The sequence below is a fragment of the Methanosarcina sp. UBA289 genome, assembly GCA_002496565.1.
In the GTDB taxonomy this organism is placed as follows: Archaea; Halobacteriota; Methanosarcinia; order Methanosarcinales; family Methanosarcinaceae; genus Methanosarcina.
In genome coordinates this window covers 159,483-181,270 of record DAKJ01000015.1, presented here as the reverse complement: position 1 = coordinate 181,270, position 21,788 = coordinate 159,483, and the positions used below count along the sequence as shown (strand labels likewise).

The following is a 21,788-nucleotide window of genomic DNA, read 5'->3' as shown; positions in this document are numbered from 1 at the left end:
CATGAGTTTTAGGTAGACTTTGACACAAAATATGAGAATCTGATGCAAGTCTGCCCAAGATGTGTGATTATGATTCCGACATTAATATAACCATCTATAATGGAGAGCCAGTTTCTCTCCATTATAGATGGTTCAAATGACTAACGATCAGTTTCCTGAGCAGGATGATTTTTGAGGTTAAAAAAATACTTTATGAGTTAGCAAAACATTGTTTTCTTTTTACTTGAAAAGATTGAATAATAATAATAATAAGAAGAAGAAGAAGAAGAATTTATAAAAAATATTTCAAAAATATAAATATTGTGTTTAATAATCAACTTTTGAGGTTAGAGAATTCCAAGCTGCATGAGCAGAGCAACAGAAATCAGTATAAATCCTGTTGTCAACCTTATTTCCACTCTCCATCTTTCCCTGAATTCAGTTACTCTATTCGGACTGAGTCCGAAGGCAAGGAGAAGACCAAGAGCTATTACGGGAAGCAATAATCCAAGGTTATAAACGCCCATATATGTTGTTCCCCTTAAAATATCGGTTTTTGTTGCCAGAATGCTCAGGAGTGAGAGGTAGATCGCTCCTACGCAGGGCGCTTTGACCAGGGAAAACATGCTTCCAGAAAGGAAAGACAGTAATAGAAGATTGCTTTGGTCCATTTTGCCCATAAAGTTTTTTAAGGGTTCGGGAGTCCTGAAAGTAGATCTAGCATGCTTTTTTAGCCAGTAGGCATCAAAAATATGCCAGAAGCCGAGAAGGGCAATAATCAGGATTGAAGCTTCTATAAAACTTTCCTGTATTTCAGGTAGAAGATTAACAATACTAAGGATGCTCATTCCGGCAAGCATGTACATAGTAAAGATTCCTGCCGAAAACCCGAGCGTGATTTTGAGCATTTCCTTTCTTCTTCCGTGCTTCACAAGGGTGACTGAAGCAAGAAAAGCCATTACCGCAAGAAGGCAGGGATTAAAACCCGCAAGAATACCTGCTGCCAGGAGTAAGAAGGGGCTGATTTTCTCAAGGTGTTTGTTTTTCCCGTCTCGGGTTCCTGTCAGCGAAAGCGAGAGATTCTCGGCAAGAAAATGAGAAGGCATCTGGGTTTCCGTCAGAAAAATCCTGGCCGTACTTATATATGTTCCGTAGGAAAAGCCTGTCACCCGACCTCCAGATACCGCGGCTGAAGCAACGGATGCAGGGCTCAGCAACAAAAAAATGCAGGCTAGCGCAAAAATTCCTTTGTTTACAAACAGCTTATGCACATTTCTCTTGTTCATATCTTTTCCGAGACTATATTTATAAAGAGATCTTAAATTTTCAGGACCGACGGATACATAATATCTGGTGAAATTTAGATTCTTACACGGTGTCAGGTCTTTTCTTATAGAAGGAAAGAGCCTATGTCCAGATGGAATTTTATTCTTTAATTTTCTCTTTTTATAAAGAAAAATTATGTACTAATAACAATTATCTCTTTCGATTTTACTAATTAATGTGATACTTTTGGCCTTAATTTACACACCTATATTAGTTTTATTGTGGAACTAATTCCAAAAACTAAAAATTAATTTTCAGAATTCCATACTTTGAATAATCAATTAAACTCGAGGTCAGGAAAAATAATTCTGAAACTTGCTCATTTTCTAAATAATTAAAGTTCTTCTCTTTTTTACTGTAATTACTGAATTAGCAATTATTTTATATCTGATAAATGAATAAAGTCTTTCTGAGTCATATTTTCCGTCAATAATACAAAAAACTGTTTTTTCTTTCTCCCTAATTTGCTTTATTAGCTAATTGAGCTTTTTATTTATCTTTCATTTACTTTAATGCTTTTACTTTTTTGTGACAGAAAGTGGAAGAAGAATTTAATTTAAAATTGTTTTTATAAAACTTTCGATTTAAGATTTTTATATGGTGCAAAATTGTATATAAAGTGAAGGCAATATTCAATTTTGTAAAAGGATTCGTTAAGCATATTGATACTTGTGTAAGCATTTTTTTATAATATAAGTTTATTAATTTTTGGAAACATTTCTAGCATTTAGTAGAAATATAAATTTGCAGAGATGGTTTAATTGACTATTAATGCAAGGAAAGAATTTATCATTATAGGATTTTTTTAATGATGGTTTTACTTATTTACAAATTTCTTCCCATAATCATTCCTTTTATATTCACAGGATCAACAGCGCCATTTTTCGTAATACATAACCATGATATAAAAGGTCATGAAACGACAATTGAAGTGTTTGATCAACATAACAAATCAGTAATAAACGAAACATACAGCCTTGAACCTAAAAGTGATTTGTTACAGCCTCGTCCTTTAAGTTTAAAGCTTTCCTGGGAAAAAAGGGAGTATACATTTAAGTGACTACGGATAAAAAATAACAAATACGATTAAAGTTGAAATTCCAAATCGTTGTACTCTTGTAGACATACGTTTATACTACAAAAGCTACGGTGATATTCCTCATGTGGACTATGAATCCACTGAGATAATTCCTATTTCTATAGAAACTAATGAAATGATGTGCTGAGAAACTATTGAAAAATGTAAACAGCGGTTGAAATAAATTTTTGACAAAAACCTATAACCTGAGAGATTATTGTCAAGAGGTATATTGTCGAGAGAGACATTATTGAAAGAGATATCGTCAAAACAGTAGTTCCAGCAGTAAAAAAGATTGAATTAAAGATTTCTATAAAGTTGCAGAAGGAAACCCGAGAGAAAGAAAAGTCAGAAAGAAAACCCCAAGAAAAATATTCCTTTTATAGGAATCTCTGAAAATCCTCCAGATTTTTTCCGGGATTTTAAACTATTCTATGAGAATATTTTTGTTACAGCATTGCCTCAGAATACGTTTTCAGAGTACTTTTTCCATGATGCCCAAGGCCTTTTCAATATCCTTCATTGAAGCCGCATAGGAAATTCTGATATAGCCGTCCCCTTCGCTTCCGAAGGCTGTGCCAGGAGTGACAATAACGCCGTTTGAGATCAATTTCGAGGCGGCCTCAGCAGAATTTGAGACTTTAGGGAAAGCATAGAAAGCTCCTTTCGGAAGGGCACATTCCATCCCTAGGTCGTTCAGACCTTTTACGAGCACATCCCTGCGCTTTCTGAACTCCTCTCGCATGGCGTTGACCGAATCTTTGGGCCCTGTCACTGCAGCATAAGCAGCTTTCTGAGCAATTGAGTTGGAGCAGGCCTGGAAGTACTGGTGCACCTTAAGCATCTGGCCTATGTAATCTTTTCTAGCTGCCACGTACCCGAGTCTCCAGCCGGTCATGGCATAACTCTTAGAGGTAGCGTTTACAGTAATCACATTGTCCGAATAGCTGGCAGGGCTGACATGTTCTCCTTCGTAGACGAAGTATTCATAGACTTCGTCGGAAATAATAGTTATATTGTGGTCGTCTGCAATCTCGGTCAGGGCTTTTATATCTGCCCTACTTGCGACTGTACCTGTGGGATTTGAAGGGGAATTAAGGATTATGGCTCTGGTCTTTGGAGTAATTTTCTCAAGCACGGTCTCAGGCTTCATAGTAAGGTCTTCGGCGAGTGGAACACCTACGGCTTTGCCACTCATAATTTCGGTCAGTGCATTGTAAGACACGAAGCCAGGGTTTGAAATAAGGACTTCATCCCCGTGGTTTAGAAGAGCTGCAAGGGCAATGGCAAGAGCTTCCGAGGCTCCCGAGGTGACAATTATCTCCTCAGGGGAAACAGAGAACCCGTTATCTTCCTTGAACTTGGAACTCAGGGCTTCTCTTAACTCCGGAATACCCGAACCAACCGTATAACCCGTAAAGCCCTCGTTTATAGCTTTTATTGCCGCGGCCTTGATATGCTCTGGGGTGTCAAAGTCAGGCTGTCCAAGCCCAAGGTTAATAGCGTCCGAGCCTGCGGCTTCGAAAATTTTCCTAATCCCTGAGGTGTCTATCCTGGCTACATTCTCTGAAAACTTTATTCCCTTCAAATTGAGCCCTCCTGTATCCCTATAAATTAATGTTTTTAAATATACCTGCTAGCAATTAAGACTTTTATTCGATGTTCGTGTGTCTCGATTTCAGTTCGGCTTCCGAGGCGCCTGTAAGCGTAATAAGCTGAGAGATTATCGAGTCAAGGAAAATAAGCGATGTAATTTCGAAAGATGTGCCCAGAGGAGGCAGATTTTTGTAACCTCCCCGCATATTTCTTTCAAGGTAACCGTCTGCATCAGGATCGTTTTTAGTCTTGCTCGGAAGGATCATAGCAATATCCGAGACTCTACCGAGTGTGGATTCTTTTTTAGAGGTGACCGTTATGAGGGTTGAGCCAATATCCTTTACGATTTTTCCGAGATCGGCTATAGAATGGGTTTCTCCTGATCCGGAAATGGCAATCACCACATCTTGGGGTCGAACAGCAGGGGTTGTAGTTTCGCCGACTACATACACGCTGAATCCGAGGTGCATAAGCCTCATTGCAAAAGCTTTGGCAACAAGCCCGGACCTTCCGGCTCCCATCACAAAGATTCTTTCTCCTTCCAGAATCTTTTGGATCATTGACTTTATTGCCTCTCTGTCAAGTCTGTCAATTATCTCATTGAGGTTTGCTGCAATCATTTTCATTGATAATAATACATCTTCGCAGTCGTTTACCTGAACTTTTTCCATATGAGTTCTCCGAAAAATATTGAATAAGTGCCTGGTAATATTTGATATTATAATAATCAATTAATTAAATTTATTCACCTATTATGTCAATGATAGAAAATGCTCCTGAAATACTTTACCAAAGCCTTCTTTCCTTAAAAATTACATTGCGGAATCTCAGGGCAAATTTCGGAAGCCTTCTTTTCACCTTGCCGCAATGCCAGCAGTCCAGGCTTTTACCTGCTTGTTTGCGATTCAGTTTTATAATTAATAGCTTTCAATTCCCAGTTCTCAATATTACTCTTAAATTCATGATAGAGCCTCTGGATATCACAGTCACTACCGTTCCAATAAAAGTCCTTACGTGTTTCTCCTTTTTGGAGCTCTTCAAGTATAAACTTTGATAAGTGGAAAAGGGCTTTTTTATTGGAAAAGGGAATACTATAATTTACGCGATAACCACTGGCTGTTTTTCCATAGGACACGAGTGTGTACCCTTTACTCTCATACTCCGTGATCTCATCAAACTTGCAAATTATTTCAAACTCATGAACCGTAGATTGGTCGACTTTTGAAATTCCTATGAGTATCTGTGCTATAATATAATCAGGAACTTTCCGTCCAAACCACACGGCGATTTTCCCGTAAGTGCAGATTACAGTGACGTCATTCCTGCCCATCTCAAAGGAGCCGAGGGACTGGGGAGGGTAAATTATAGCTTCCACGTCTTGGGTCTTTTGGGCACACATTGCTTCCACTTCGTTTACTTACTTGCAGAGACAAGTGCACTGATGAGATTCCGATCTTTCTTAAGGGTTTTGAGCTGATTTGCAGGCCCTATTACCGTAAGTCTCTTACTGCTCTGTTTTTTGAAAATTTTTCCCAACAATGAACCATCTGTGTTTGCAGGATAACTTTGCATCTCGATGCCTGAAAACACATCAGGCTGGATCGCTGACATTGTCATTTCTATAAGTTTTGCTTCCTCCATCGGGTTCAAGCCCTTTTCAAGCACCAGGATTTTACCTTTTCGTACCTCATCGATTATGTATCGGACTTTTTCCATCGAAGCCATCTGAGAAATTCTGGCTTCGGATATCAAATCAAGCTGAATTCCCTGCATGTAGATCACCCGAACTGCTTTGCCAGAGCTTCATAAAATGAATCCATTCCCACCCCTTCAAGGGCCGAAACTGGCACCATGGGATGCTGGGGAAAGGCTTCCTTTATCACGGCCGGGTCAGCTTCAGGGAGATCCACCTTGTTTGCTACGATAAGAAGCGGAAGGTTTCTGGCTTCCATATTCCCTATTACTGTTACGTTGACTTGAGTATAGGGATTTTCGGTGGAATCCATAACAAGTATGACACCATCAAGGTCATCCAGCCATTTGACAGCTTCAATTACTCCTTCTGTCGCTTCTTTGGATCGTTTTTTGGATTCGGAATCACTCATTCCCTGCTCCATGAAATCATGGAAATCGATCTTTGTGGCAAGCCCGGGCGTGTCTACGATATCAAGGCTGATTGTATGCCCGTTGGTCTCAATACTTATTGCGTTCCTTCTTTTGGCATGCCGGGTTTCATGAGCTATATGAGAAACAGAACCCATCGTTTCTTCGGCTCCGACCCAATCCTTAAGGATCCGATTGCTAAGTGTCGTCTTACCGGCATTGGGGGGACCGTAGATTCCTATACATGCTCCTTTTTTCTTAAAGAGCTTGTTAAATATTTTTGAAAAGCTTACCTTAAATCGTTTTATCATATTCATAGCTTCCCTCCTTTGGGAAAAGCATAGCACCTAAGGATTTCTCGGATTGCTTTCCTTTACGGGTTGGTACTTAAATTTTTTTAATCTTTTGATCCATGAATATAAGTAACTTCTATTTACCGCACTGAGTGGATTGGGGGAAATTGTAGATGTTCTTTTTCCTTTCCAGTATACCTCGGAATAAATATGAAGTTTTCAAGTCCTTTCTATGGTAGAATAGAAAGCGCCTCCGTGGAAATAACACCAGAATATAAATAAATTGCTTTTTATCGCCTGATTCCCTCACCACATTAATAAAAGGGCTTTTTATCTAAAAATAAAAAGCTTTCTATCCAGAAGACTTTAAACTCTCCCGAACTGATTTTATTCGTATTAATTTTTTATATGTGCACTGATGTTCTGCACTTTCCTTTATATCTTTTCCTATTTTTATTTATTCGACCTTAAAAATATAAATGATTTTTGTGAAGATATCTTCTGGTATCTTCTCACTCAATTCTCATTTATACTTATACCTTAATTTTCATTCAGATATTCAAAATATCTTATATAAGCTTCAGGATATCTTATATAAATTTGAAGATATCTTTTGGGTATTTCAAAGCATTAAAAGGTAAACTTTTTATTTTGGATTTAAGATTCTAACTATATATCTAACTTTTTTATTACTTTTAGGATACTTTGCTTGAAAGTAATATAATACTTTCAGGCAGAGGAGTGTTTCTGATTTTTTCGGTAAAGCTTTGTCTATCTGTCCCGGATTGCCGCGTTTATAGCAACTTCGGCTATATTAGAGCTAAGATCTCCTATTCTAGATAAACTTTCTACAACACTCCCGAGTGAAATCATAGTCTCATGTGACTCCAATTTTAAAATAGATGCATGCAGTTCCTCTACCCATGTGCGCATGTTGTCAACGCTATCTATTACCTGATTGGCAAGAGAAGTATCGGCTTCAAAGAGGGCTTCAACTGACTGCTTCACCAGTTCCATGTAAGCATCGTTGAGTTCCTCGATCTCTTCCATCATTTTATCATTAACAGGATATTGCAGCTTTGGGGCTACATTTGCTATTTTCTGTGCGTGATCGGCTATCCTTTCCAGAGGACTTGCCGCCATTCTAAACTCATGGTATTCCTCTATGTTTGTTTCTGAAGAGTCAGGCATCCCACCTCCGCAGAGAATAGAGCGAAACTGCTTGGAAATCAGGAGATATAGTCTATCAACCTCGTCATCTCTCTGACTTACGTCAAGCGCAAGATCGTGATCAACAGTTTTACAGGCTCTTACCGCATCCTTTTGCATTGATCTCGCAATGAGGAACATCCTCTGTACGCCTTTTTTGATAGGAAGTTCATTCGGATTAAGAAGATCCTGGATAACCACACAGCTTGAGCTTTCTTCAGTAATTTCTGAGCCTATGAGTTTGTAACAAACTCTCCGGATTGTTTGTTTTTGTTCTGCAAGTATTCTTTCTGAGGAGAGTTCAATCCTATCATATCCGTGAAGATATGCAGCAACGATGTCTCGCTCCAGTTCTCTTACTTTACAGCCTGTAACATCAATTTTTTTAGTTTTGATTATCCTTCCTTCGAGAATTGGGTTTATCAGTAGTTTTCCGTCAGGCTGTGCTTGGATAGAAACCCTCATGCCTGTTTCGATTCCGACTTTTTCAGCCCATTGCTTAGGAAGGGAAATAATGTAAGTAGATCCGCCTGTTTGCTGTACTTTCCTGGTCTCGATAATTGATTCCCCGTTTTTGGTTGCTAAATTTGAAAATTAGAAATATTTATTCCTAATTTGATAATACTTTTAATTATACTTAGAAGTACATTTTCTATATACTTGATTCAACTTTACTATTTATATTTGTGGATTCTTGCTTTTTTATGAATCTGCCACAGAACTCTGCGTTTCAGGATACTTTATTCATATGAAGAAACGCAGTAAAAAATATTAAAGAATAACGCATTCTGAGCTTGATGATACTCGAAGGGCACGCCTGCGCGTCTGGGGCAGGAACCATTATCGCAGCATTTGCGACCTGGAAAGGTGCAGCATTTGGGACTGGATTAAAAACATATTCAGAGGTAAAACTCTCGGATCGCGAAAGAAAAATCCACGGATCTATTGAGGGAATGCCTGAAGGAGATACTTTTCTTATTGAAAGGTGTGTTGAACTTGTGCTTGAACACTTCGGGATTGAACTTGGAGGCACAGTAAAAACAAGCAGCAATATCCCACTTGCAGGTGGACTCAAGAGTAGCAGTGCAGCTGCCAATGCAACTGTACTCGCAACCTTAAACGCTATTGAAGAATCTATGCCTCCTCTTGATGCTGTAAAACTTGGGGTAAGAGCTGCAAAGGAAGCAAAAGTAACGATAACAGGGTCTTTTGATGACGCTTGTGCATCTTTTTTCGGCGGAGTCGTGATTACTGATAACCGGGAATTGAAATTGCTCAAAAGAGAAGAATACAATTCAAAAGTACTAATTTTTGCGCCGAATAGGAGAGTATTCAGCTCACAGACAAATGTAAAACGTTCAAAGCTCATTGCTCCTTATGTGGATATGGCATATGAACTTGCACTTGCAGGAGAATATGAAAAAGCGATGACTTTAAATGGTTTCCTCTACTGTGCCGCTCTTGGCTTTGATACTGAATGCATTCTTCGAGCCCTGGAATGTGGAGTAAAAGGAGTAAGCCTATCCGGGTCGGGACCAGCATATGTTGCTCTTGTCAAAGAAAACCAGATTGAAGAGCTTAGATCGGCCTGGGAAAGCTGTGGGATCGAAGGCAGGGTTATAGAAACCTCTATAAATAACAGAGATGCAATATCTTTATAAAGCGAGGAGTTCAATTGAGCGAGCTTGAGTCTGTCCGCAAAGAAATCGAAGAAATTGATAGGGAAATTCTTGCCCTCATTGATAGAAGAGTAAATCTGGCTGAAAGAGTACTTGAATCAAAAAGAATAAATGGAACTTTGATAAATGACCAGAAACAAAATGAGGTTGTAGTTAACAGAGCTTTAAATGCCGCAACCGAGCTCAATCTTGATTTAGGATCTATAAAAGCTATTTTTGAGATTCTTATCAGGATGAGTATTGAACGTCAAAACGAGTTGAGTGGCAAGGGAAACCTGCCCTGACTGCTCAGGAGAAGTTAAAAAATGGTTGATATCTCAGTAATTATGGGTTCCGAATCCGATAGGCCTATCGCCAACCGTGCGATATCCGTACTTGAAAAGAGCAAATACACTTATGAAGTGATGGTTATCTCTGCTCACAGGAACCCTGACGAACTTGAAAGCTACATCTCAAGCACTGATGCAAAGGTCTTTATTACAATTGCAGGTTTATCCGCAGCCCTTCCTGGGGTTGTAGCCTCAAGGACAAAAAGACCTGTTGTAGGAGTTCCTGTTAGCGCGAAGCTTGGTGGACTCGATGCTCTGCTCTCCATTGCCCAGATGCCTCCAGGAGTGCCTGTTGGAAGTGTTGGAATCGATAATGGAGCAAACGGTGCATATCTTGCTTTGAGAATACTGGATTTAATTGACACCAACTAAGCCTTGAGAAGCCTATTAAAAGTTAAAGGCCTTCATTTCAGGCTTGAAATAGTGATAATAGATTTACGAAATTCAGTCGGCTCACTCCGAAAATCTTTTTTTAAACTATTTCAATTATTAAGGCTATATTTACCTCTGTTCAGTTTTGCTCAACCCATTTTAACCTTTTTTAACCAGCTTTAACCAATTTTAACCAGCTTTAACCAGTTAACCCTGTTCATCTTTGCTCAACATTATTAAAATCCTTTTTTACCCTTGCTCAGCTCTGTTTAACCCACTTGATCTAGAGTTATTCTAGTTATTCATTTTATTTCAGCTGGAAAGATCTGTTAAGAAACAAACAGAATCAGGCTGAGTTGCAAAAAGTATTGTTAAACACAGTATATAGGAAAAATAGAAGCGAAATTCTTTGAATAACAGGACAAACAAATGAAAGTACTTGAAAGCACTTGGATAATAAAAACAATAACGTTGGGGATAGAGCATCTGAGTATTTGGAGGTTAAGGGAGTTGGGGGGAGTTGGGGGAAAAAGTATTGGCTGAGGTTTACAACAGAATAAGATTTTTCTCAGATGCTCTACTTATAAATATACGGCATAATATATAAAAATGAAGATATACTGCTATTTTATGTGGATTTTTCGCAGCACTTATATTTTTGACAAAAGATCTTTTAAGTCAGGTTCACATTGGTAAATCCAGATTCAAGCTAAAAAAATGCAAAAAATAGACTTGAGAAAACGCATAAATGACAAAAGTAAAAAATAAAGAATAAAAAGTAAAAAGATTTGATTTGAAGAATTATATAGCTTCAAATTATGAAATAAATGAAATCCAATCTCTGGAATTCACCTACTTCTCAGGAAATTTTTTGAGAATCAATTTTTGTCGACAAGTTTTGCTTCCAGGATCTTTAAGGAACCAGTGTCACCCTGCCACTCGGTTTCACTTTTCACAATCTCAATTCGTTTTTTAAAGAATGGAGCGTCAAGCACAACAGTTTCATATTCTCCGCCTTCTCCGGCCATGTGGACCATGTACCGCTTGTTCAGGGCTTTAAGATGTTCAATAGAATTTACATTTATAGGGCGGCCCAACCAGGACTTGTCAAGACCGTCGGCTGCGACTCTGACAATCCGGATATCGAGCACTTTTGACATCTCATTGAGCAATTCTTCAGGGTCCCTGTGCCAGAGTGGGGTATAGACCTTAAGCCCCAGGGAATCGCAGATTTTCTTCACTCTACCTGCCTGGTACTGAGATTCAATTGCACCTACAGCTACTCCGTCTACATCTACTTTCTTGAGGGCAAGGGTCAGGTCATCCAGTTCAAGTTCTTTTATTCCGCTGGACTCTTGCTGAACCAATGGAATTTCACAGGCGGCAGAGATTAATTCTACCATGTGGAGGTTGACGGAATGGTACATGTAGGAATCGTCCCTTGCAGGAATAATATTAATCAGGTGGGTAACCTCATGTCCTTCCTGGAGGGCTTTATATATGGCAAAAATCGAGTCCTTGCCACCGGAAACCAGTGCTGCGAGTTTCATCTGCATCCCTTTTTTGTTTTACTATCTTTTTCGTACGTAGCGGGTTATAATGCGTGGATCATTATAATATTTTATATACTTTTTGACTTTTGATCATGATTTCTTAGTAATTAGCTATTTCAGCACTCTTCCTCAAGCCTTCCAAAATTGGCTTCATAACGGGCTTTCATTTCCTCCCAGGTGGGAAGGTCTGTCTGGCAGCCCCGTGTCTGTACAGCAAAAGAAGCTACTGTAGACCCTATTTTCCCGCATGTGGAAAGTGAGTATCCTCTGGTAAGAGCCAGGAGGAAACCTGCCCTGTAAGCATCTCCTGCTCCTGTGGGATCTGCAGCTTTGACAGGAATTACAGGAATTAAGAATTCTTCATTACCTGTATAGATCCTGCTGCCTTCTGAATCGTATGTAACCACGATAGTGTTAATCATCGCCTTAAGCTCGGAGAAACTCTTTCCGGTCATCTCTGAAACTCGCCTTATCTCATGTCGGTTCGCAAAAAGGATATCAGTATGAGCGAGTATGAGTTCAAGGTTTTCTTTTGAATACGTAACAAGATCCTGACCGGGGTCAAAGGATACGAAATTGGCAATTTGCGCTATCTTCGCGTTATACACCGAATCAGCGGTTGCAAGATGGACAAAATCTGCAGGTTCGGGCTCCAATTCTTTGAATTTTGAAGAGGCTCCCCAGTAAAAATAGGTTGCCTGGTTATCGTCTCTGTCAGTAAAAATAAATGCTTTGGAAATTTTCCGGTCCTCAATTCTATAAAGGCGGGAGAGGTCAACATTCATTTCTGTAAGCAGTTTTTCATATCCTGAACTTACAAAATCCGTGCCTACAGGGGAAATCAGCTGGCTTTTCCCCCCAAGCTTTGCAATGGCAACCGCAATATTGGCGGCCCCTCCGCCAGGATATTCTTCATAATCAATGACAGGGGACGATTCATTTTTTCCTGCGATTTTTTCAACATCTACAATGTAATCAAGGGCAGTATGTCCTACTATAGAAATTATTCTGTCCATGTAGTATCCTCTTTTTTCGTGGATTGTAAAAAAGCCCGGATCTTTACGCCGGATCCAACTTTAAAAACAAAGCCTGGAGGAGAGATAAAACTTGCTTTTTTGCTGACTTATATTAACCAAAATTGATCTTTTCTCACCGAGGGCCTCTTTTCAGCCATGTACCTTTTCAGGTCATGTCTGAAGAAAACCAGAGGCATAACTAGCCGCAGCATTATGCCTTATTCAGTTCCTAACAGGCTTTGAGAAAAACCTGTTATTTGCCTGTTTTGCTTTTCTGCTGCTGTTCGCTCTTCTCGGCTGACCTTTCGAATTCGGTCACTTCAACGACTGTCAACGGAATGTCCCTGAGGGATTTTCCTATAACGGATTTTGCGATCCTTTCCGCATGTTCGGCAGACTCGGCATCAAAAACCTTCATCTCAAAAACAAGACCTACAAGAGCGGTGTTTGCTGCTATGAAAACACTGCTAAAAGGTTCACCACATATCGGGCAAGACGTAGTTCCCACGTCAACCTCTACAAAATCCAATTTAGGGTTCAGGCGTTTTCCAGCTTCTGAAATCGCGACGCCTATAGCATCATCAGCCGTCTTTACATCTCTAACCAACCAAGCTGCTTCAAGTACTACATGGAAGTTTTTCATTATCGTCCACCATAATTATTTAGTTCTACTCCTTTTTCAAGGAGATTTCCCGATAGGGAAAGTTTTTACAGAATCTAAAGAATAGAATAAAGTATATAAATTGTTTCTGCTTCAATAGAATAGTACTACATTCACTTTTATATTTTCAGTTAAGATTTTAATTTATAGTTCTGAAATTTAATCCTTCCAATTGAGGTATTTATGCTTTCACCCTAGTATCAGGGTTCAGGCATTTTTGATTTTCTCTTATTTGTTCTCTTTTATTCTTGTTTTATATAGTAAAAAGAGTTTCGTCATCTACTGCAAAAACACCGAGCTTCGCTCCCGCATCGAGCCAGGCATGGCCATAACTGAAGGAGGCAAGGGCATTTACAGGGTCTTTATTCTCCAGAAAATACACCCCATCTTTATAATAGGCTTCTGCCATTGTATAATAATCCTTTGCAACGGTATACATATGGGATCCCTCAATTGGGGAATATTTGGCTTTCTGGAGTGCTCTCTTTAACATATCCTCGTATCTTTTGACTTTTTCATTAAGATCGGCAGGCATCGTGATCACCAAAAGGGATTTAGAAATATTATTCTCTCTTTAATCCACTTCTTTCATAAACCCTATTGGGCCTCCAGCAAGTTTCACAAGCGCTTCAGCCTCAAGAAAATGCAGTTTTCCGGGAATTACAAGGATGTGGAGAGGCTTTCCAAAATCGAAGTCCTTCAGGTTTTCTGCATAATCTGCTTTTACAACTGGGTTTTCCGAGCCTGCCCTTGCTATTCCCACTGCAGCAGCTCCATGCATAACCCCTTCTTTCCTCTTTTCTTCGACTTCGAGGAGAAGCTCAAGTGCAGTATTTACAGTCATGTAGCCTTTTTCCTTATCTATATCCAAGAACACCAGAGTATGCAGGCCCAGTTCCAGGTTTTGCTTTATAATGTCATAAGGAGTTTCTGAGATTACTTTTGTGCCTCTCCTGCTTTCATAGGGGTGAGGAATACTTGCGGATTTCCCAAAGCGGTAGTTCTGCAGTCCTGTGAGTCCTGAAACAGCTGAGGCAATAGAAGCTCCATGAACCAGACGTGTTTCAATTCCCAGTTTTTGAGCCCTCAAGCGCAGATCTACATGGGTCGTGGAGACCATTGTATCTCCACCAGTTAGGAAGCAAAGGTTCCTGTCTTTTGCCTCGTTGAGCCAGTCAGGATGCTGCTCCACATCTTTTCTTGAAAGCAAAATAATTTTTTTTCCGTAGAGCTTCTCCATTTTTTCAAGGTTCGTACCCATGAGACAGGATGTATAGAACTCAGCATAAACCATGTCAGCTTCCCTGACAGCCTCAAGTCCCTTTAAAGAAATGTCATATTCATCAAAAAGACCCAGACCTATAAATGTAAGCATAGCCCGCTTTAAGATCTCTGCGGGTTTAAAGCTTTTTGCTTGGATAGATACAAGCAATAAAAACTCTTTATTTTCCGAATTTACGGGTACGCTTAACTTATTTATATTATGGAATTAATAATAGAATGAGCTTACAACTGTATTTTTTAGTGGGGTTTTATCATGGTTAAAGTTACGCTTATTCACGCAAGCTGGTGTACTGCCTGTCCGGCAACCCGTCGACTTTGGAAAGATTTGAAATCTGAGTATGACTTCGAATATGAAGAAGTAGATGCGGAAACTCCAGAGGGCCAGGCACTGATAGATAAGTACGGTATAGTTGGAGTTCCTACAACTATTATTGATGGGGAGGTAGCTTTCACAGGCCTTCCGAAAAAAGCCGATGCTATATCCCTTATTAGCTGAGTTAATTCCAAAATATCTAGTTTTTAACTGTTTTTCTGAATTCAGGAGGTAAGTATGTACGACCTGATTATTATAGGAGGAGGGCCTGCAGGGCTCACAGCCGGGATCTATGCCGTACGTTTCGGAATTAACACTTTGGTTCTTGAAAGAAGTGAAATTAGCGGCCAGATTGCTCTTGCAGATGTAGTGGAAAATTATCCTGGCTTTCCAGCAATTTCAGGGCTTGAATTAATGGAAAAATATAGATTCCATGCTCAGGAAGCCGGGGTAAAGACACAGATAACCGAAGTACTCTCTATTCGCGACGAGGGGGAAAAGAAGGTAATTTCCACGGATAACGGAGACCTTGAATCAAAAGCTGTCATAATTGCTACAGGCGCAAATCCGAAGCATTTGAACATACCAGGGGAAAAAGAGTTCCTCAGTAAAGGGGTCTCCTATTGTGCCACATGTGACGGGCCTTTTTTTAGAAACAAAACCGTTATAGTAGCCGGAGGAGGAAATACAGCTATTAATGATGCTATTCTCCTTTCTAAGATTGCCCGGAAGGTCTATCTTATTCACAGAAGAGACCGATTGAGAGCTGCAAAAATCCTCCAGGATAGGGCTTTTGCAATTCCGAATATTGAGTTCATTTTCAATGCCTCTATCCTGGAAATCCTAGGAAGCAGCGGAAGAATTAGAAGAGTCGAAAAAGTAATTTATAAGGATCTAAAAAATGAAGAGCAGCATGAACTGGCTACAGACGGTGTTTTTATTTACGTAGGTATTCGTCCGAATACTGAGATCATTGATGTGGAAAAGAATAAAGAAGGTTTTATCAAAACGGATAACTTCCTTGAAACCTCAAAGAAAGGAATTTATGCTGCTGGAGACTGTCGTGATACACCTATCTGGCAGCTTGTGGCAGCCGTTAGAGATGGCGCACTCGCAGCTACTACTGCAAGTCTATACATAGAGAGCCTCAAAAAAGAGGTTAGATGAGAAATATTAGTTAGATGTGAAATATTAATTAGATGAGAATATTAGAATCATCATCTTCTGACTGAAGTTGACTGAAGCAGGCTCCTGAAAAATTATCCGAACCTGGACCAGTTGACTGAGATCGCCTTAAAGTTTAATTGTTCATAAATTTAAGAGAAGGAACAGTAAAATTATTCTGTCCCTATTTTCCATTTTTCGCGCTTCTATTTTTTCAGGCTTATTCCAGCATCTGGTTAATTTTATTGTAGAAATCTATGATCAATCTTGTTGCCTCATTATCCATGTTCAACTGGAAAGTTCGGATTTGCTTTCCCAGGGGTTTTTCTATGACGATTCCCGACGCAATCAAAGGAGTAATAACCCTTGATACGCTAGAGTGAGACAGGCCAGTTTCTTCAGCTATTCCCGAAAGGTAAGTTGATTCGTTCTGGTGTTCGATCAGATTCTTAAGTACTGTCATTTGTGCGGTTTTACCGAAGATTTTTTCCATTGGATCCATTGATATCATCTCAGAGGTGGCTGTTCTCTGTAAGTGATTCATATTTCCAATATTAACTTGTTATTTACGGTTATAAACTTATCTCCTGATTGGGCAATCCGGCGATTGATAAAAAATCTTCTGAATATTTAGAGAACTCTATGCTCTATAAACTGTATTAAATTTAAAATATGGCATATTATAAAAAATATAAGAAATGTTTAAGATCTAAGAAAATGTTATACTGTATGGTGATGGAGGGTGGTTAATAATAAAAATCTTGATTGTGAAATTTTGAGATTAATTGAGGAACAGCCTGAAATAAGTGAAAGGGATATTGCTTCCAGTCTTTCAGTTCCGGAAGAATTGATAAAGATCCGAATTGCAAATCTAAATGATACACGTCAGAAAATCTTGATTATGGGTGATGGAAACATTACCTGCAATATTAAGGCGACGCTTGAAGCTGAAAATTATAACGTTGTTAAAATCCCTGGTGGCTTTTCCGCACTTGAAGCCGTAAAAACTGAAAAACCCGACCTTGTCTTGCTGGATACCGGACTTGCAGATCTTGAAGATTTTAAAATATGCAAGCAGCTTAGAACCAGTTCAAGGTACTGGTGGATCCCAGTGATGGTGCTAAGTGAAAGAGGAGAAGTGGAAAACAGGGTTAAGGCTTTTGAATCGGGAGTCGATGATTATGTTACTACGCCTTTTAACCCAGTGGAAATACGAGCCAGAGTGAGAATGATTCTAAAGCGTACTCAGATTTGACTTCAAAGTTGGTTCAGAACAGAAAAATTTTTTTCCACTCTAAAGCTTTACAAAATGGAAATATAGCCCTAAAAAGTTTAGGGCACCACTTTGAAATTTTTTATCATTACAGCATATTAGAAAGCGGTCAGAAGTATTCTCAGATGCCTATCATTTATTTAATTTCTTATTAAATATTCCTGTCGTTATTTCACGATCTTTGTTAAAATATAATAATTAATTAAATATGTCTGCCTATATCCCCGGGACACCCGTATAGATTATTTTAAAAAGATCTTTAGAATAGGCTTTAAGAAGACGAGAAGCTATGAAGAGATAAATCCGGTATTAATTTAAGTCTCTGACCCTGATTTAAGTCTCTTTAGATAAGAGAGATCCTCAATTCTTCAATATGAAGAGATAATAATCAGACTTTTGACATGCCGCGAGAAGAAAGAAGTCTAGACTTTTACCGAAGTCGAACTTATCGGATTTTTCAGATTTTATTTAAAAGACTGATTTCCTCCATGTCAGGGCAAAAATTCAGAATAAATAGAGGAAAGACTGAAGAATTTGGGGCTAAGATAAATATATTTCATTAATATTAATGAGAAATTGAAAAATATGGTATAAATTTGTTTTACTTTATCTAATCCTTAAATCAATTATGAAAACTTTATTTTTAAAATAACAAAGTATAGGAATTTTTCAAAATCCTTAAAAAAGAGCAAATACATAATTTATTGTGTGTAACTGTAAATATGTCTTCAAAACGTAAACTACGACGTGAAACTGTAGATATGTCCTTATTTTTGATACAGAGCTAAAGTACAAAATTGATTTAACGCTCTGAAGGCATATATTATTGCTAGAGTAGATGTGATTAACAGTGGAAAAACGTGATCGAAAAAAGGTGTGGTTGAGTGATGACTTCTAACGAGTGGTACAATACAGGTGTTGCACTCCATGAACTTAGACGATTTGCCGAAGCTCTGGATGCATATAACAAAGCTCTGGAAATAAGCCCTGACAATGCAAAAATCCTGTTTAGCAAAGGGATGGTTCTGAAAAGCCTTTACAGATATGATGAAGCTCTTGATGTCCTTAACAGGTCTCTTGAGATCAATCCTGCGGATGCGAAGACGTGGTACTCCAAAGGTGACCTGCTTATAGGCCTTATGCAGTATAGGGAAGCTCTGGATGCATACTATCGGGCTATATATCTTGCTCCTGAGGATCCTGAAGTATGGTACAGGCGGGGAATGGCTCTGAGGGAAATGAAAGCATACGAAGATGCTATGGATGATTTCGAGAAGGCTATCCGCCTTTATGAGAAGAACTACGACATGAGCTCTATGAGTGCAAGCGAATGGTGCAAGAAAGGTATGGGGCTCTGCAAGATAAAGAGTTATGAAGAGGCCATTAGCGCTTTTAATAGAGCTCTTGAATTAAACCCTGCGAATGGTAAAGCCCTGTATAACAAGGGTGTAGCTCTCCGCTGGCTTGGAAAACACGATGAAGCAAAGCTTTATACCGAAAAAGCCGTGGAGGTCTTTGACACAAAGATAAAAGCAAACCCCGACAATGCCCGATTCTGGTACAATAAGGGAATTGCCCTAAGAGATCTGGAAAAATACAAAGAGGCACTTCAAGCTTTTGAGAGAGCTATCGATATCAATCCAAGTTTTACAAAAGCCTGGATCGGTAAAGGCATTGTATACGACAGGATTAAGAAACACCAAAAGGCAATGGAGGCCTACGAAAGAGCGGTCGATATAAACCCGATATATTCCGATCTCCTTTAAGTAGCCAGATTTCAGGTTTTTCCATTGCTGTCAAAGATCCAGAGCCAGAAAAAGCCGTTAGCCGAAAATTCTTATAGGAATTATCAGTACTGACGGCCAAAAGTTTTTCATTTATCCAAAAGTCTTCTTTTTTCCTGATCTATCTGGTTTATAGATTTACAGCTTACAGGTTTACCTGCATACCTTTTCAGAGTCCAATATGTCAAGCACAACCATTGTGCCGGTTTATCATGCCGGATAGGGCTAGAGATAAGGGTCTCAAACTCAAACGCAACCGTCGCGCCGGTTAATCACGCCACTAGTTGGAGTTTTCGATCAAACCTTTTTTGAAAAGGTTTGCGATCAAGCATTTTTTGAAAAGGCTTGCTGCTCAGAGAAGACCAGGTATATCAAGCATGTCAGAAAAACTATTGAGCCTGAAATCAAAGCACTGATCTGCTTCTTCTCCAGGTCTCCAGTCTCCGTAGGAAGCATAAGCGGTTTTCAATCCAAGTTTTCGGGCAGGGACTATATCCCTTTTGATACTGTCTCCCACTACCAGGGTTTCCTCGGGAGTTATTTCAAGAACTTCAAGCGCAAAAAGGAAATGTGTTGGATCCGGTTTCTTTGTGCCTGTTGTATCCGCCGCTACAAGAAGATCAAAGTAATTAAGAAGTCCGACTTTTGTAAGCCTTGCTAAAGCATGATGCTTATCAGCGTCCGTTATAATCGCAAGCTTTAAGCCCAGACCTTTCAGCTTATCAAGCGTATTCGTTACAGCTGGATAGAGTTCGAGATTTTCCAGCTTTTCCTGTTCATATATTTCACAGCATTTCCTGTATCCCTGAGCTGTAAAAAGATTCCTATCCTGCATATAGTCTCGAATATTTTCGTAATCTTCAAAACCATAGGTCCCTCTCAGGAAATACCTGAAAAGCTCCGAAGGTTCTTCAGCAATATCTCCTTTTTCTCTCCCAATAAACGATAAAATCTTCCTGAAAGCTTCCATTTTTGCGGCTATGAAATCAAAAAGAGTGTTATCCATATCAAAAAGTATGGCCTTTAAGGTTCCGGGATAAATTCTTTCTTGATCTGTCTGAATTATGCTCCTGTTTTTATCGAATTCTTCCATTTCTTCGAGCCTGCCGGTTTTCTGAACTTTGTGAATTTTGCATCTTCCTTCCCTGTTATCCAGTCTGGAACTTTTCTCAGGGTTTTCCGGGGAGAGGCTATAAAAGCCATAAAGGACAGATGTATAGATTATAAACGAACAATGGATTTAAGTAAATACCGAACGCGGACACTTAAGAATCCGCAGGGTCTACCATAAAAGCCAGAGCAGGAAATATTGATATGAATTCGGACGAAGCAAACGATAAATCCTTCAGAAAAGAAGGCGGGAAAGAAAAATCTGAAGAAGAGACGGTTTCCGAAGATATGTATGTTCTGAATGATTCGGGGGATGTAGGAAAGAACGAAATCAGTGATGAAGTCCTTGCATACGGGCTTAATGAATACGGACTTGACCTTCTCAGGAGTGGCAAGCTTAATGAGGCAATTGTAGCTTTTGATAAGGCAATTGAGAAAGATCCAGAGAATATAAATTTATTAAATAATAAAGCTCAAGTCCTTGAAACTCTTGGAAAATATGAGGAGGCTCTTGAGCTTTATAATAAAGCTGTCAAAATCAATTCAGATGATCCAGATATATGGAATAATATGGCTTTTTCTTTTTCCCAGGTTGGAAAGTATGACGAAGCTGTTAAAGCCTATGAAAAAGCCCTTAAACTCAGGCCAGATTATCCTAATGCATGGTATGGAAAGGCCCTAAACCTGAGCCAAGCGGGAAATTATGAAGCGGCTGTCGAAGCCTATGAAAAAGTCCTTGATGAGAATCCCGACTATAAAGAGGCCTGGGTAGGAAAAGGCATAGCTCTTGGGCAAATGGGCAACTATGATGAAGCAATCATCGCGTACGACAAGGCACTCGAAATTGATCCTAATTTTGTAGAAGCCTGGCAATATAAAGGCGTGGATCTGGACAGCCTTGGCAGTTACAGGCAGGCTCTGAAAGCATATCAAAAAGCTGTGGAGTTGGATCCTGAGAACGATGACGCCTGGAACAACATGGGGATAGACCTCGAGAATCTCGAAAAATACGACGAGGCAATTAAAGCTTTTGACAAAGCAATCGAAATCAACGCAGAAAGTGCCGATGTCTGGTATAATAAGGGCTTTACCCTCAGCCAGATGCAGAGATTTGAGGAAGCCGCAGAAGCATACAGGAAAGCTACACAGCTTGACCCTGAGTATTTGGAAGCTTTTTCCAGTCTGGGTTTCGTGCTTGCACAACTTAAGCGCTTCGAAGAAGCTCTGGGTGTTTATGAGCAGGCACTAAAGCTTAGTCCTGACGCTGCCGATTCATGGTTTGGGAAAGCTGTCTGTCTGAGTTTCCTAGGGCGGGAAGAAGAGGCTGAAGAAGCATATAGGAAAGCTGTAGAAATCGATCCCAGATATGCCGAAGTAGGGGGAGATATCCAGTAATCAATTTTCAAATAAATCGGCCTATTTATTGTCCAATAGCTTATTATTGTACAATTCTACTTTTTTCTTCAAAATTCTTACATTTTTATTTTGATATTTATTTTTTAGATGCCTGTTGTCCTGGATTCGAAACTTCGGGATGGATCGCTACGAGAAGCTGCAAGCAACCTTGGTATTCCTGTGCTTGTTTACTAAGGCGGGAAAGCTCTTCGATTTGATGCTCTTGCGGCAAGAATGGGCGCGCGCGGGATCAGGCGAGTTATGAATCCTT

General features: G+C 39.4%; 23 protein-coding genes. 8 read left to right on the top strand and 15 right to left on the bottom strand.

Translation table 11 applies throughout. From position 1 onward, the window contains the following. Positions 1 to 326: 326 nt before the first annotated feature. From BP549_RS05145 to BP549_RS05115, 7 genes are all read right to left on the bottom strand, one after another. Positions 327 to 1,265, bottom strand: a complete 939-nt coding sequence (locus BP549_RS05145) for a cytochrome c biogenesis CcdA family protein (protein ID WP_292378692.1) — start codon at positions 1,263 to 1,265, stop codon at positions 327 to 329. Positions 1,266 to 2,858: 1,593 nt separating this feature from the next. Then, the gene (locus BP549_RS05140; RefSeq protein ID WP_292378691.1) at positions 2,859 to 3,971 is read right to left on the bottom strand and encodes a pyridoxal phosphate-dependent aminotransferase; all 1,113 of its coding nucleotides are present in this window, start codon (positions 3,969 to 3,971) and stop codon (positions 2,859 to 2,861) included. A gap of 64 nt (positions 3,972 to 4,035) precedes the next feature. Then, on the bottom strand, positions 4,036 to 4,650 hold the full coding sequence (gene hxlB / locus BP549_RS05135; protein WP_292378688.1) for a 6-phospho-3-hexuloisomerase: 615 nt from the start codon (positions 4,648 to 4,650) through the stop codon (positions 4,036 to 4,038). A 215-nt stretch (positions 4,651 to 4,865) separates the two neighbouring features. Further along, entirely contained in the window at positions 4,866 to 5,378 is a 513-nt protein-coding gene (locus BP549_RS05130; RefSeq protein ID WP_292378685.1) for a hypothetical protein, read from the bottom strand. A gap of 14 nt (positions 5,379 to 5,392) precedes the next feature. After that, positions 5,393 to 5,752: a DUF2073 domain-containing protein gene (locus BP549_RS05125; protein ID WP_292374469.1), complete on the bottom strand. Its 360-nt coding sequence runs from the start codon at positions 5,750 to 5,752 to the stop codon at positions 5,393 to 5,395. 5 nt (positions 5,753 to 5,757) lie between these two features. Beyond that, positions 5,758 to 6,399 carry an Era-like GTP-binding protein gene (locus tag BP549_RS05120; RefSeq protein ID WP_292378684.1) on the bottom strand — a complete coding sequence of 214 codons (642 nt, stop codon included), beginning with the start codon at positions 6,397 to 6,399 and terminating at the stop codon, positions 5,758 to 5,760. Positions 6,400 to 7,146: 747 nt separating this feature from the next. Beyond that, a complete protein-coding gene (locus tag BP549_RS05115; RefSeq protein ID WP_292378844.1) occupies positions 7,147 to 8,142 on the bottom strand; it encodes a phosphate uptake regulator PhoU in 996 nt (331 codons plus the stop codon). Between the two features lie 239 nt (positions 8,143 to 8,381). Here BP549_RS05115 and BP549_RS05110 point away from each other — a divergent pair, with 239 nt between their 5' ends. Genes BP549_RS05110 through BP549_RS05100 form a run of 3 tightly spaced genes read left to right on the top strand, consistent with a single transcriptional unit; the run spans position 8,382 to position 9,964 of the window. Further along, positions 8,382 to 9,245: a shikimate kinase gene (locus BP549_RS05110; RefSeq protein WP_292378842.1), complete on the top strand. Its 864-nt coding sequence runs from the start codon at positions 8,382 to 8,384 to the stop codon at positions 9,243 to 9,245. 14 nt (positions 9,246 to 9,259) lie between these two features. Next, positions 9,260 to 9,547, top strand: a complete 288-nt coding sequence (locus BP549_RS05105; RefSeq protein WP_292378682.1) for a chorismate mutase — start codon at positions 9,260 to 9,262, stop codon at positions 9,545 to 9,547. Between the two features lie 21 nt (positions 9,548 to 9,568). After that, positions 9,569 to 9,964, top strand: a complete 396-nt coding sequence (locus BP549_RS05100) for a 5-(carboxyamino)imidazole ribonucleotide mutase (RefSeq protein ID WP_292378679.1) — start codon at positions 9,569 to 9,571, stop codon at positions 9,962 to 9,964. 878 nt (positions 9,965 to 10,842) lie between these two features. On the opposite strand, the gene BP549_RS05095 is transcribed toward BP549_RS05100, so the two are convergent. The 5 genes from BP549_RS05095 to dph5 form a co-directional block, all read right to left on the bottom strand. Beyond that, on the bottom strand, positions 10,843 to 11,514 hold the full coding sequence (locus tag BP549_RS05095; protein WP_292374478.1) for a diphthine--ammonia ligase: 672 nt from the start codon (positions 11,512 to 11,514) through the stop codon (positions 10,843 to 10,845). Between the two features lie 119 nt (positions 11,515 to 11,633). Beyond that, positions 11,634 to 12,533, bottom strand: coding sequence for a carbohydrate kinase family protein (locus BP549_RS05090; RefSeq protein WP_292378677.1), 900 nt, complete (start codon positions 12,531 to 12,533; stop codon positions 11,634 to 11,636). 253 nt (positions 12,534 to 12,786) lie between these two features. After that, on the bottom strand, positions 12,787 to 13,176 hold the full coding sequence (locus BP549_RS05085; RefSeq protein ID WP_292374698.1) for a DUF555 domain-containing protein: 390 nt from the start codon (positions 13,174 to 13,176) through the stop codon (positions 12,787 to 12,789). Between the two features lie 271 nt (positions 13,177 to 13,447). Continuing rightward, the gene (locus tag BP549_RS05080) at positions 13,448 to 13,729 is read right to left on the bottom strand and encodes a DUF357 domain-containing protein (RefSeq protein ID WP_292374482.1); all 282 of its coding nucleotides are present in this window, start codon (positions 13,727 to 13,729) and stop codon (positions 13,448 to 13,450) included. A 39-nt stretch (positions 13,730 to 13,768) separates the two neighbouring features. Further along, the gene (gene dph5, locus BP549_RS05075; RefSeq protein WP_292378675.1) at positions 13,769 to 14,569 is read right to left on the bottom strand and encodes a diphthine synthase; all 801 of its coding nucleotides are present in this window, start codon (positions 14,567 to 14,569) and stop codon (positions 13,769 to 13,771) included. Between the two features lie 162 nt (positions 14,570 to 14,731). On the opposite strand from dph5, the gene BP549_RS05070 reads away from it, so the two are divergent. Both BP549_RS05070 and trxB read left to right on the top strand, forming a co-directional pair. Then, a complete protein-coding gene (locus tag BP549_RS05070) occupies positions 14,732 to 14,974 on the top strand; it encodes a glutaredoxin family protein (protein WP_292374486.1) in 243 nt (80 codons plus the stop codon). Positions 14,975 to 15,028: 54 nt separating this feature from the next. Beyond that, positions 15,029 to 15,958 carry a thioredoxin-disulfide reductase gene (gene trxB / locus BP549_RS05065; protein WP_292378673.1) on the top strand — a complete coding sequence of 310 codons (930 nt, stop codon included), beginning with the start codon at positions 15,029 to 15,031 and terminating at the stop codon, positions 15,956 to 15,958. A 217-nt stretch (positions 15,959 to 16,175) separates the two neighbouring features. Here trxB and BP549_RS05060 read toward each other — a convergent pair whose 3' ends face one another. Next, a complete protein-coding gene (locus BP549_RS05060; protein WP_048105965.1) occupies positions 16,176 to 16,457 on the bottom strand; it encodes a MarR family transcriptional regulator in 282 nt (93 codons plus the stop codon). 240 nt (positions 16,458 to 16,697) lie between these two features. Here BP549_RS05060 and BP549_RS05055 point away from each other — a divergent pair, with 240 nt between their 5' ends. Then, positions 16,698 to 17,210: a response regulator transcription factor gene (locus BP549_RS05055; RefSeq protein WP_292374490.1), complete on the top strand. Its 513-nt coding sequence runs from the start codon at positions 16,698 to 16,700 to the stop codon at positions 17,208 to 17,210. A 905-nt stretch (positions 17,211 to 18,115) separates the two neighbouring features. Beyond that, a complete protein-coding gene (locus tag BP549_RS05050) occupies positions 18,116 to 18,994 on the top strand; it encodes a tetratricopeptide repeat protein (protein ID WP_292374492.1) in 879 nt (292 codons plus the stop codon). A gap of 370 nt (positions 18,995 to 19,364) precedes the next feature. Here the strand turns inward: BP549_RS05050 and BP549_RS05045 are convergent, their stop codons facing one another. Beyond that, a complete protein-coding gene (locus BP549_RS05045; protein ID WP_292378671.1) occupies positions 19,365 to 20,105 on the bottom strand; it encodes an HAD family hydrolase in 741 nt (246 codons plus the stop codon). Continuing rightward, positions 20,075 to 20,215, bottom strand: a complete 141-nt coding sequence (locus BP549_RS05040; protein WP_292378668.1) for a hypothetical protein — start codon at positions 20,213 to 20,215, stop codon at positions 20,075 to 20,077. Before BP549_RS05040 ends, BP549_RS05045 begins: the two co-directional genes overlap by 31 nt. Before the next feature lie 111 nt (positions 20,216 to 20,326). Here BP549_RS05040 and BP549_RS05035 point away from each other — a divergent pair, with 111 nt between their 5' ends. Continuing rightward, positions 20,327 to 21,517 carry a tetratricopeptide repeat protein gene (locus BP549_RS05035; protein WP_292378666.1) on the top strand — a complete coding sequence of 397 codons (1,191 nt, stop codon included), beginning with the start codon at positions 20,327 to 20,329 and terminating at the stop codon, positions 21,515 to 21,517. Positions 21,518 to 21,788: the final 271 nt, after the last annotated feature.